Raw genomic sequence first — 12344 nt, 5'->3', positions numbered from 1 at the left:
CATTACAAGGTAAAGTAGGTGTCTCTTCTCTTCCGTCCGTTAACTCGGATTTCTCATATAGCGATATCCTCTCGACCTTACTTGAAATTCACTCTTCAACCATACGTCAACGATGCTCTTCGCCAATTCCGGACCGATGACGCGTGCACCGAAGGTAAGTACCTGTGCATTATTACTTTTTCGGGCACGTTCCGCAGAGTAAGTGTCGTGACAAACGGCCGCCCGAACCCCCTTGACTTTGTTTGCGGTAATAGCAACACCTAGGCCAGTTCCACAAATGAGGATTGCCCGTTCAAACTGCTTACGTTGAACTGCCTTAGCAACATCATAGGCGACATCCGGATAGTCAACTGCATCCTTGGTATAACAGCCAAGATTAACTGTTTCATGTCCTGTATATTCCAAATACTGCATGATAATTTGTTTCAAATCGTAGCCTGCCTCATCACATCCAATGGCTATTTGCATTCCTCTCATCTCCCTCTTGTAATGTGAAATAAATTTGAAATAAAATGATGCAACTCAAAAATAGACCCTTGTTTCTATTCTACCTTTCGTTTATCACACTTTTATTTTCGTTTCCTAAATTGAATTTGTCAATTCTTTCGTTTTCTTTCAACAAATACTTAATTACTCCGTTCAATTACTCTTTATACAATTTCAATAGTCATCAAAGCCAAAATCCGATATAATTATCATTACGAATGTCTTAGATATCGGTTTCGTTTACCTTTGAATACCATCGAAAATAGATAGTATGCACTCTACAAGGAGAGAGAATGTGAAAAAGCTATATACTGAAGAACGTCGTGCAGAGATATTAAAACAATTGAAGCTTGACTCAAGGGCTTCGGTCTCCGACCTCGCGGCAAAACTGAATGTTTCCGAAGTAACAATACGTGCTGACCTGCGTGCTCTAGAGAAAAGTAATCTTTTACTTCGTACTCATGGCGGCGCAATTATGCCCGAGGATGAAGCATTAAGTTTCACTACTCGACTGAACACGCGTCGTTCAGAAAAGACCCGGATTGCTGCCGAAGCTTTTAAACACATTAAAAATCATGACTCGATTCTTCTGGACGCTAGTTCTACCTGCTTAGAACTTGCCAAGTTGTTAAGGTATGAAGACATCAATGTGACCGTCACAACGTATAGCTTGTTTGCAGCTCAAGAATTAGTCGACAATCCAAAATTAAATGTCTTCCTTATTGGTGGAGCCCTTCGAAACCAGAACAGTGTTGAGGGACTATTGGGTGTATCAATCTTAGATAACATTTATCCTGAAAAATACTTCTTTTCTGCCCGCGGAGTGACGGAAGAAGGGGAACTAATGGACTTTGATCTCTATGAACTTGAACTAAAAAACTTCCTGTTCAATCGAAGCAAGTATCGATACTGTCTCTTAGATTCCTCGAAAATATTCTCATCGTCCGTAGGTCGGTTTGGGTCTTTAAAGGAGTCTGAGTATCTTTTTACCGATACTGATGCACCTAAGGACCTTGAGCAACGTTTTCCAGAACTAAAAATAGAGTACTGTTAAAATAGCCTTCTCGTCATCTTCAAGGGACATCCTCAAGGCACATCCAAGGTGAGTACTCAAAATATTTTCTGAATAAGAAAAGCCATGTTCAAGAATTTTGACAACTGCAACATGGCTTTTTTGTAGTTGTACGTTCTAACGTTGTCGTGGTTGTCGTTATATTCGTTGCCGCATGCAATACTGACAACCATCATTGAACCACTAAAACGTAAAACATTCCGCATGTTTTTTCATTTATAGTTGACTTTCATTTTTCACCTGAAAGCAATGCTAGTTTGTTGTCTACTTCCTTAAGCAGCCTGTCATAAGACTGAGTGAATCCGACAAGTCCTTGACGCAATAATTCCTCTGCAACAAAATCGATTGACAGCCCGACTTGTTCAAGAGCTCGAATTAAACCTTCGTATACCGCTATGTCCTGGGGCTCTGTCAGGTTGAATTCTGTATGAAGCATCTCTTTGAACGTCTTCGGTGCTACTGTATTCACAGTCTCAGGCAGAGCTAGTTCTTTCACATATAGCAGTGAATCGTAGTTAGGGTTCTTGGTGCTCGTGGAAGCCCATAGTAAACGCTGTACTTGAACACCTTTCTGGGCAAGCGATTGAAAGCGCTCAGAGTTGAATTGTTCCTGGAAGTATCGATATGCCATCATTGAATTCGCAATTCCAATCTTCCCTTTCAACTCTGAACCTGCATTGTTCTCGTCCAGCCAATTGTCTACCAAGGTATCCACGCGGCTGACAAAAAAGCTTGCCACTGAAGCAATCTTAGTCACATCGATTCCCTTGTCTATTGCTTGTTCAACGCCATTCAGATATGCTTCAACAACCTGTCGATATTGGGACATGCCAAAAATCAAGGTGACGTTCACACTGATACCGTGTGCAAGCAATTTCGTGATGGCCTCATAGCCTTCGGGCGTCGCCGGAACCTTGATCATCAGGTTGGGGGAAGAAATGACTTTTGATAAACGGATCCCTTCGGCAACCGTTACCTCCGCATCATTCGATACATGAGGGGATACTTCAATGCTTACATACCCGTCTTTTCCGTTTGTTCTTTCGTAAACCGACAGTAAGATTTTTGCTACGTTCCGAATATCATCCGTGCTAAGGCGGTCATAAACTTGCTGCGCGGAAAGATTTTCACTTAATAACGACTGTATATCTCTGTCGTAAGCTTTAGAGTTGCAAATCGCCTGTTCAAAAATTGTTGGATTCGATGTCAGTCCAGATACGCCCTGGTTTACAATGGCGGTCAGTTCTCCGTCGTTCACAAATTCTCTTTCCACATAGTCATACCAAATACTCTGGCCGCTCGCAGTTAACTCTCGGATACTAGACACGTTTATCATCACTCCCTCATCGTTGTGTTTTCGCTTTCGAAATCCTATATTGCTCTTCCCAGGCAGAAACGTTGGCGGGCTCGTAAATGTGCCGTTGGAAAGAGTTATTAATGACTTCTCTAATCTCCTTTAAGTTTGAAACTTCTCGATTTGCGTATAGCTGCAATGCCATGTTTCCCAAGGAAGTAGCTTCGCTCGGGCCAGCTGCAACTTGCCTTCCTGTGACATTTGCCGTCCACTGACACAGCAGCTCGTTTTGGGATCCGCCTCCAACAATGTGAATTACATCTATTTGGCAACCAACAGCAGCCTCAACTTCTTCTAGAATCTCTCGATACCTCATAGCTAAACTCTCGAGAATACAGCGAACGATTTCACATCTCGTCTCTGGTTTGGGCAAAGAATGTGTTACACACCAATTCTGTATTCGTTCAATCATGTTGTTTGGAGGTAAAAAGACGGGGTCATCAGGAAATATAAACGTCTTAAACGCTGGTGCAGTAAACGCTCCACTTACAAGTGAAGGAAAGTCCACTGTGTCACCTAATGCTTCATATTGACGTTTCACCTCTTGGAGCAGCCATAAGCCCATGGAATTTTTCAAAAGACGAATGGTATCAAAAGCTCCTCCTTCATTGCTTAGATTCAGACTTAGTGTTGTTTCATTAACAATCGGATTTTCGATTTCAATCCCCACTAATGACCATGACCCGCATGAAATGAAGAGACTGTTCTTTGAAGCAAGCGGAGTTCCTACCACGGCGGAGGCAGTATCATGTGTGGCTACAGAAATTACTCGAGTTGTGAGGAGATTGGTTTCACGTTGAACCTCACTGCGTAACGGACCTAAATTCGTTCCAGGGAGAGCTACCCCTGTAAAGAGACTGCGCCGCAATCCTAACCAGTCGAGCAATTCCTCGTCCCATGACTTTTGGTTAACGTCGAGCAACTGAGTGGTCGTCGCGATGGTGTATTCTGAGGAGTTCTGTCCAGTCAAAAAGAAGTGGAATAAATCGGGCATCATTAAAAGATTTTTACTCACATCGAGAAGGTACGGTTGATACTTTACCAGTCTTGCAAGTTGATTGATTGTATTGACAGGCATAAACTGAACCCCAGTTTTTCGGTATACCGTACTTCGGTCAAGTTTGCGGTCAACGAGTTCCATGCCTTCTTCATTTAGTGGATCGCGATGATGGAGCGGGACGCTTATTAACTCGCCATTTTCCCCAATTAAACCGAAGTCCAGGCCCCAAGTGTCAATGCCAATGCTATGTATAGATTGGGAATAATCGAGTTGCATTTTTCGCAAACCCAATTTGACCTCGTGAAATAATCTTGGGAAATCCCAAACAACTCCAGATCCGAGGTTAATGGGGAAGTTCGGAAACCGATATACCTCCGCGAGTGAAATTTTTCCTCCGTCAAAGCTTCCAACACTAATTCGTCCACTACTCGCTCCTAAATCAACCGCAGATACTTTGAGCATAGGAACACCCCTACAGAGCGGTCCAATTCACTTTTTCTAAAGTTACTGCGGACCCCTCTTTAAATTCCAAGACATTAATCGCGCAGTTGTCTTGTCGGATAATGCGATATTTGTTTAAGTCAGCGCCTAATAACCCAATAAGGATAAGTCGGTTAATCGTGCTATGCCCTACGACAACAATGTTCTCCTGGTTATGCAAACCCTTTAATGCTGACAAGGAGGCAATTGCTGCTTCATACAAAGGCAAAAATGGGCGCGCACCTGGAATTACCGTACTTGCAGGCTGCTTCTCCCACTGTTCATATAAAACAGAATCCAAAGAGCGAACTTCGGCTTTTGTTTTGCCCTCCCACTCCCCAAATGGAACCTCTTGCATGCCTTCTGCGAGCGACAAATCCACTCTTGCCCTATTATCGGAGAATTCACCTAGTATAATCTCGGCGGTTTGAATGGACCTTTGAAGCCCCGAATGATAGATTCTAGAAATGCCTTGCGCTCTGAGTACCTTGCCCAACTCCCGAGCCTGCGCACGGCCACGCTCGCTTAAAGGTACATCCGTCCGACCACAAAAGCGATCTGCGGCTCCTTCCATGTTTAAGGTTGCATGGCCGTGCCGAACCAAATAAACTTTCATTTACTCGCCCCCAGGCTAGGGTTTTTGTTCTTAAAAGACTAAATACTTTGAATGCTGCCTACGTTCTCAGCGAGTGGCAGCAGGTAAGTGACAAGTGCTTCGATGACAACGTAAGCAGAAGCCGCCCCGGGGTCGAGCTGGCCTCGCGACCTCTCCCCCAAGCGACTCGAGCGGCCAATTCGCGAAACAAGTTCTGCTGTACTCTCCATTCCTCTCTCAGCCTCTGAAACAACTTTTTCTAAGAGAGTGTTTAAAGAAAGATTCTGTTTAACTCCATCTGCCAGAGCCGAATCGACGGGCAATAGAGTGTCAAGCAACGTTTTATCGCCCAGCTTAGCTCCCCCGCGCTCTCCCATGCCTGCTACAGCCGCATGAAACATTTCGATTACGTCCTGAACCGATAGTTGATCCTTCCCGTCGCACGCCTTTGCTGCTCTTAGGAAGGCTGTACCGTATAACGGACCGATTGAAGCGCCCACAGCAGTGATGAAATCTTTGCCACAGTTCCGGAGATACTGAGCGCACGGGACACCGTCGCTTTCAACATTGCTGATTGCCTGCCAACCCAAATCCATACTAATACCGTGATCGCCGTCTCCAGCGTGGGAGTCGAGCTCACAAAGATAATCTCGACGATTATGAATTGCTTGTGCAACATATTTAAAAGATTCGGCTAACTCATTTGACGTTACCATGTCGACCCTCCTCATTGATGGAAACAAGCTGTATGAGCGGGAGCATCAATTAGTTCTTTTAACTCGTCGTCGAGCTTCAACATCGTCAATGAGCATCCGCCCATTTCTAATGATGTAATGTATTCGCCGACATAGGATCGATAGATGCGAATGTTTCTCCTTTCCAATTCTTTCGCGACCGCATCGTAGACGATGTACAGTTCCATTAAGGAAGTAGAGCCATGACCATTCACCATAACCGCTACATCACTATCGGTATAATCCATGTCTGCACAGATGCAATCGACGAGCTCTGCTGCCACCTCGGCAGCGGGTCTCAAAGGACCCCGCCTGACTCCGGGTTCACCGTGAACACCGAGTCCAATCTCCATTTCGTCTACACCTAACGTGAAGCTTGGCTTTCCGGTCTGAGGCAAAGAGCAAGGTGACAGTGCAACACCCATCGAACGAATCCATTCATTGGCTTTATGTGTCGCAGCGTACACTTCCTCGAGGCTGGCTCCTTGCTTTGCTTTTGCACCTGCGACCTTATAAATAAACACCTCTCCTGCAATACCACGCCTGCGGTCCGCTTCTTCTTTCGGAGCAGATGCTACGTCATCATGGACAATCAGTTGTTTGACTTCAATGCCCTCCATCTCCGCCAGCTCTGCTGCCATTGAAAAGTTCATACAGTCCCCAGAGTAATTTCCATAAATCAAAAACACTCCGTTGCCCTGCTCAATATCTTGCATAGCCCCAAAGATGGGATAGGGTGACGGGGAAGCGAAGATATTACCCACGGCCACTCCATCTGCCATCCCGTCTCCCACGTACCCGATAAAGGCTGGTTTATGCCCCGAGCCGCCGCCAATCACAATACCAACTTTCCCCCTTTCGACATTCTTGCGGACGATTGCCCGCCCATCCCTGTCACTTCTTTTGAGAATATCAGCGTGAGCCCGGAGAAACCCCGCTAACATGTCCTCAACAACTTTTTCCGGATTGTTGATTAGCTTCTTCAACGTCTTGTCCCTCCGATTCAATGTCCTCATAGCTCATTATCTTTGAGACCTTCCGCGCTGAGTTGCCTTCTTGAAACTCGCTTTCAAGCCAAGTTGTCACGACTTTTTTGGCTAACTCTGGGCCTATCACACGTGCACCCATCGTCAAAATCTGGGCAGCGTTGCTTTTCCTCGCTCGTTCCGCAGAATAGCAGTCGTGGCAAAGAGCAGCGCGAACACCCCGTACCTTATTAGCTGTAATGTCCACGCCAATTCCCGTACCACACATCAAAATCGCTCTAGAATAATCATTTCTCTGGACTGCTTTTGCGACTTTGTACGCCACGTCCGGGTAATCCACAGGTTCTGGGTCGTAGCACCCAAAATCCACGGGTTCGTGCCCCAAATCTATTAAGTGTTCCTTAATTGTCTCTTTAAGGTAGAACGCAGCATCGTCACAACCAATAGCTATTTTCACGTGAAGTCCTCCTTCTTGTTGATAGCCAGTGCTGTTGAAAGTTTAATGCCACATTTCTACGGAATGAGAAGAACCTTAATGGATTTTTCACCCTTCTTCATCATTTCAAATCCCTCAGCAAACTGTTCTAAGGGAAGTTTGTGAGTGACTACACCTTCGGTCGGGAGCGTTCCCTTAGCAATTCCTTTAATAACGTAGGGGTAACAATACGGTCCCAGATGCGACCCTAGTAAATCCAGTTCCTTTCGGTCACTGATGATGCTCCAGTCTACGGTCACCGGAGAACCAAAAACACTAAATTCAACAAATCGGCCTAGTTTGCGAATGGCGTGCAAACCTTGTATAACACTCGCCGACGCTCCACTCGCTTCGATATAGACATCGCAGCCGTATCCACCCGTCATCTCTTTGATTTTACTCACGACGTCGACTTCTTTAGGGTTCATGACAATGTCGGCCCCAAACTTTTTAGCAAGCTCGAGTCGTTCGTCTTTAACATCTAACACGACCAAGGTTCCCGGCCCGCGAAGTTTTGCAGCACCTACCATGCCTAGCCCTAAAGTCCCTGAGCCAGAGATAACGACAAAGTCACCAAGTTGAATATTAGCTCGATTAACTGCATGCAACGAACATGCGTAAGGTTCAATCAAAACGGCCTGTTCAAGGGGGAGGTCATTCGGCACTTTATGGTTGATGCCTTCGATGGGGAACTTCATGTATTCAGCCATTCCACCATTAACGTTGTACTGAAATCCGTAGAGATCGTGCTTTTCACACATCCAATACTCTCCACGTTCACAGAATCGGCAGTTCCAGCATGGAACAATCTGCTCAGAAATGACCCGGTCTCCAATCGCAAAGTCACCCTTTACATCCTCACCAAGTTCCACTACAATTCCGATGAATTCGTGACCCGGAATCATAGGTTCCTTAATATATTTCGGCTGTCCATCAAACCCCCAGAAACTTGCAGCGCCATCCCAAGCCTTAACGTCACCCGCACAGATACCACAAGCCTCAACCTTAATGACGATTTCACCTTTTCCCGCACGCGGCACTTCCACAGTTTCCAAGCGATAATCTCCAGGCGCGTAACATACGACTGCTTTCATTTCATTTGGTAGAGTTGTCATTTTTATACCCTCCATCAGTTTTCTAATTTAGACGTTGGCCACTTTGCTTCTCGAAGATGTGCAAAGACTCTAGGGGGAAAGCTACACCAAGCTTGTCATCCGTTTTCAAAGTGACGCGTTCTTCTGTTTGAACCACGATTGAAGTAGAGGCAATATCAACAGTGATTCGACGTTCCTCTACTAAATCTTCAATGACGACAATTTTGCTTAATACATCGTTTTGTTCAAAATCGATATGAATTTCATTTGGGCGAATCCCCACGACCACTTCCTGGTTGGGGGCTGCTATCCCATTTTGGATTCTGAATTTTACATTTTTGTTCGGGATAATGAAGTAGGAGTCACCGTCAATAAAACTGACTACGCCATCCAAGAAATTCATGGCTGGTTCACCGATAAACCCGGCAACAAAAAGATTATTGGGCTTGCTGTATACCTCCATGGGCGCCCCGTACTGTTGCAGCACACCATCGTTCATGATTGCAATGCGATCCGCTAGCGCCATTGCCTCAGACTGGTCATGCGTGACAATGAGACTCGTAAAACCAAGTTCATGGTGAAGCCGCTTGATTTCCGTCCGCATAGCCTGTCTCATCTTTCCGTCAAGATGTGAGAGCGGCTCATCCAACAATAATACTTTTGGTCGCCTTGCGATGGCTCTAGCAATGTTGACTCGCTGTTTCTGACCGCCGCTTAACCGGGAAGGTTTTAAATCAAGAAGCGATTCGATCTTCATTAGTTTTGAAATTTTGCTGACTTCAGCATCAATTTGGGCCTGTGGGGTACCCTTGGCACGAAGATTGAACGCGATGTTCTCATACACCGTCAGTGGTGGATAAAGAGCATAGTTTTCGAAAGCCAGTCCGACATTTCTGTCACGCGGCCTTTTTTCATTAATCGCTGTACCTGCAATGGAAATGACCCCGTTGGAAATATCCTCTAATCCAGCAATCATTCTCAAAGTTGTAGATTTTCCACATCCAGAAGGACCCAGAAGTGCGATAAACTCATTGTTGTTTGCTGCAAGACTGAGTTGGTTGACAGCCTGAACTTTCTGTTTACCTTTCGTGTAAATCTTATCGACTTTCTCCAGAACTAGGTTTTCCACTTACAATCCCCTACCTTCTGCAGCGCTGGAAGCTATCAATCGACCGGTTTCAGGGTCAAAAATCAAAATATCACTTGTGTCATAGTCAACATAGAACACATCATCAAGCTGTACTGAGAGATCGCTGGCTTGAATGGTCTGGATAAGGGTATCGCCCAACTGAAGTGTCATCGTCGCTTTGGCTCCAATGGGCTCATAGGCAAATACAGTAGCTTGTACTCCGACCTTTGGATCCTTGCTGATGCGCACTTGTCTGGGTCTTATCCCGACGTGTACAACGTCCCGATTGATGTTCCTGACAGCAGCGTTCAGATGTTCTGGAATTTCATAGAATCGCGACTCTTGTTCTAGCAAGCTGACCCCTGTGACACCATCTACACTACTAATCTTCGCTTTTAAAATATTGATCTCAGGTTCTCCGAAAGATCGTGCGACAAATTCGGTAGCGGGCGAGTAGTAGACCTCTTCTGGTGTGCCAACCTGTTCAATCATGCCTTCATTGACGACAGCAATCCGGTTCCCCAAGCTAAGCGCTTCTAAATAGTCATGAGTTACATAAATGGTGGTGGTATTCAGGTTCCGCTGCATTTCCTTTAACTCTGTCCGCATGGCGTGCCTCAGTTTGGCATCCAGATGCGTCAATGGTTCATCCATTAAAAACACATTCGGCGAACGTACAAGCACTCTTCCCAAGGCAATCCTTTGTCTCTGTCCATTGCTTAACTGAGAGGGCTTTCTATCCAGCATCTTCCCAATGCCCAACATATCGGCAATTCGTTGCGCCTCTCGTTCTGCATCTGCTTTGTTCCATTTCATTTTTGGACCAATCAGCGGGGACATAATATTTTCCTTGACGCTGAGATGTGGATACAGTGCATAGTTTTCAAAAACCATTGCCACATTTCGTTCCCAGGGTTCCGCCTGATTCATCACTACTCCGTCGAAAGAAATACTTCCCGATGTAACAGGCTCGATTCCGGCGATGACATTCAATGTACTGGTTTTCCCAGCTCCAGCCGGTCCAAAGAGGACGAAGAACTCTCGATCATTTACCTCCAGGTCGATTTCTTTCAAAACACTTGCAGACCCAAACCGTTTGGTGACCTGTTGCAATTCAATGGTTGCCAAGTCTAACCACCTATCCTTTCACAGCGCCGAAACTTAGTCCCCGAACGAGATAACGTTGAATGGAGAGTGCTAAGATGATTTCCGGCAGAACAGAAATGGTTGAAGCTGCTGCCATTTGGCCATAATGAACCGTATCAGATGCAATAAAGTTAAGAGAAGCGACTGTAACCGTTTCAACATTGTTGTTCGCAAGCATTAGAGGGAAAGTGAAGTTATTCCACGCGAAGATGAAGGATAGTAATCCTGCCGCTACTAACCCTGGTCCAATCAACGGAAGGAGCATTTTGACAAAGACTCGCCACCAACTGTAGCCATCCAATTGAGCTGCGTATTCAATTTCTACAGATATATCTTCAAAATACCCACGAAGTACCCATATCAGAAGCGGAAGAGTGATTAACTGATACACCCAAATCAGCCCGAAGTACGAGTCGTACAAACCGATTTGCTGGTAAATAATAAACAGGGGAAGTACAATCAGCAGCGCAGGTGCGAACTGAAACGACAGGAAAGTAAAAGCCAGGTTCTCTCTACCTTTAAAATTAAATCTTGCGAGAGCATAAGCAGCCGGTACCCCTACTACAATAGACAGTAAAACTGCCCCAGCACTCACGATAATGTTGTTCAAGAAGAAACCGAGATACCCTGAAGCTCCAAGAACCTGCTTATAGTTTTGTAGAGTCGGTTTAAAAATCCAAATCGTGTTAAACATTTGCGAGTCTGATTTAAATGAAATGACAAGCATCCAAAGGATTGGGAACAGTGCAAATATAGCGTACAATACTAAGAGGACTATCCTCGACGCAGTCCATACTGTCCTCATTGCTATGTCCTCCTTCTCACATTCCTGAAGCTTTCTTTTGTGCTTTCATCCAGTAATTCACAAGGAATTGACTCACGATATAGACAATGACCCACAAGAAAATCATGTATGTGAGAGCACTTCCAAAGTTCATGTTAAGAAAACCTTGATTATAGGACATTAAGGAAAGGGACATAAGCGTGTCTCCTGGTCCGCCGTTTGTTAAAGCAAAAATGATTTCGAACTCCTGTGTGGACAGCATCAACCGGAAGATTAACGCAATCATTATAAAAGGCATGAGAAGCGGGAGTGTAAGATTCTTGAAAGTAAACCACTGCGAACCGCCGTCTAATTCGGCTGCCTCGAAGGGCGACTTTGGTAACGATTGCAGCCCAGCGAGAACAAGAAGGATTACAAATGGAGTGTAAACCCACACATCGATTATCACTACGGAGAACAACGCTGAGTGAGGAGAGGCTCCCCACTTAAACCCACCTAATCCAATTATCCGTAAATAGTGAGCGATTACACCTACAGAGGGATTCGTCATTAACTGCCAAATTAATGTGGCGATGACAGGCGCAATCATGAGGGGAAACACCAGAACCATGCGCATAACTTTAGAGAACCAATTCTGCATGTTCAACAACATTGCTATACCGATACCTAAGAGCAACTCAAAACCTGTAGAAAGAATGGCATATTCAGTTGTCACAAGTGTCCCGTGCCAAAAACTCGGGTCAGAAAACATGTTTACATAGTTTTCGAAACCAATAAAGGTATACGTAGGTTGTTTAAACGAAAAGTTGGTTAACGAATAATAAATCGCCATAAAGAATGGATACAAAACACCGATGGTCAGTAACAGAGATGGAGCGAGCACTAAATAAGGGCGATATTTGCGCGTCCACTTTACATCTGCGGCCCTTATGGGTGCGTCTTTCGCTACTTGAAGGTTCTGTTCCATTGCAGAATTCATCACCCCGCCGTCCTTCCTTTTACACACTGA

The 12344-nt window shown here is 45.1% G+C and carries 13 protein-coding genes; 1 reads left to right on the top strand and 12 read right to left on the bottom strand.

Annotated features, from left to right (window positions below):
* Positions 1-39 precede the first annotated feature (39 nt).
* The gene (rpiB, locus tag NZD86_RS10485; RefSeq protein ID WP_326492654.1) at positions 40-468 is read right to left on the bottom strand and encodes a ribose 5-phosphate isomerase B; all 429 of its coding nucleotides are present in this window, start codon (positions 466-468) and stop codon (positions 40-42) included.
* 313 nt (positions 469-781) lie between these two features.
* Between rpiB (NZD86_RS10485) and NZD86_RS10480 the strand changes: the two genes are divergently transcribed.
* Entirely contained in the window at positions 782-1540 is a 759-nt protein-coding gene (locus NZD86_RS10480; protein WP_268046464.1) for a DeoR/GlpR family DNA-binding transcription regulator, read from the top strand.
* Between the two features lie 247 nt (positions 1541-1787).
* Here NZD86_RS10480 and tal read toward each other — a convergent pair whose 3' ends face one another.
* Genes tal through NZD86_RS10425 form a run of 11 tightly spaced genes read right to left on the bottom strand, consistent with a single transcriptional unit; the run spans position 1788 to position 12314 of the window.
* Positions 1788-2894 carry a transaldolase gene (gene tal, locus NZD86_RS10475; RefSeq protein WP_268046463.1) on the bottom strand — a complete coding sequence of 369 codons (1107 nt, stop codon included), beginning with the start codon at positions 2892-2894 and terminating at the stop codon, positions 1788-1790.
* 7 nt (positions 2895-2901) lie between these two features.
* Entirely contained in the window at positions 2902-4374 is a 1473-nt protein-coding gene (locus NZD86_RS10470; protein WP_268046462.1) for a rhamnulokinase, read from the bottom strand.
* Positions 4375-4384: 10 nt separating this feature from the next.
* Positions 4385-5008: a histidine phosphatase family protein gene (locus NZD86_RS10465; protein WP_268046461.1), complete on the bottom strand. Its 624-nt coding sequence runs from the start codon at positions 5006-5008 to the stop codon at positions 4385-4387.
* Between the two features lie 38 nt (positions 5009-5046).
* The gene (gene dhaL, locus NZD86_RS10460; RefSeq protein WP_268046460.1) at positions 5047-5703 is read right to left on the bottom strand and encodes a dihydroxyacetone kinase subunit DhaL; all 657 of its coding nucleotides are present in this window, start codon (positions 5701-5703) and stop codon (positions 5047-5049) included.
* Between the two features lie 11 nt (positions 5704-5714).
* Complete coding sequence (locus tag NZD86_RS10455; RefSeq protein WP_268046459.1) at positions 5715-6707, bottom strand: dihydroxyacetone kinase subunit DhaK; 993 nt, start codon at positions 6705-6707, stop codon at positions 5715-5717.
* Positions 6670-7164, bottom strand: coding sequence for a ribose 5-phosphate isomerase B (rpiB, locus tag NZD86_RS10450; protein ID WP_268046458.1), 495 nt, complete (start codon positions 7162-7164; stop codon positions 6670-6672). The genes NZD86_RS10455 and rpiB (NZD86_RS10450) overlap by 38 nt, the downstream gene beginning before the upstream one ends.
* Positions 7165-7220: 56 nt before the next feature.
* Positions 7221-8297, bottom strand: a complete 1077-nt coding sequence (locus tag NZD86_RS10445; RefSeq protein ID WP_268046457.1) for an MDR/zinc-dependent alcohol dehydrogenase-like family protein — start codon at positions 8295-8297, stop codon at positions 7221-7223.
* A gap of 22 nt (positions 8298-8319) precedes the next feature.
* The gene (locus tag NZD86_RS10440; protein WP_268046455.1) at positions 8320-9405 is read right to left on the bottom strand and encodes an ABC transporter ATP-binding protein; all 1086 of its coding nucleotides are present in this window, start codon (positions 9403-9405) and stop codon (positions 8320-8322) included.
* The gene (locus NZD86_RS10435; protein ID WP_268046454.1) at positions 9406-10533 is read right to left on the bottom strand and encodes an ABC transporter ATP-binding protein; all 1128 of its coding nucleotides are present in this window, start codon (positions 10531-10533) and stop codon (positions 9406-9408) included.
* A gap of 10 nt (positions 10534-10543) precedes the next feature.
* Positions 10544-11356 (bottom strand): carbohydrate ABC transporter permease, encoded by an 813-nt coding sequence (locus tag NZD86_RS10430; RefSeq protein WP_268046452.1) that lies wholly within the window; start codon positions 11354-11356, stop codon positions 10544-10546.
* A gap of 16 nt (positions 11357-11372) precedes the next feature.
* Positions 11373-12314, bottom strand: coding sequence for a carbohydrate ABC transporter permease (locus NZD86_RS10425; protein ID WP_268046451.1), 942 nt, complete (start codon positions 12312-12314; stop codon positions 11373-11375).
* Positions 12315-12344 lie beyond the last annotated feature (30 nt).

The organism is Alicyclobacillus dauci, from assembly GCF_026651605.1.
Lineage (GTDB): Bacteria > Bacillota > Bacilli > Alicyclobacillales > Alicyclobacillaceae > Alicyclobacillus > Alicyclobacillus dauci.
Note: the sequence above shows the minus strand (reverse complement) of the source record. Positions and strands in the feature narration are given on the sequence as shown.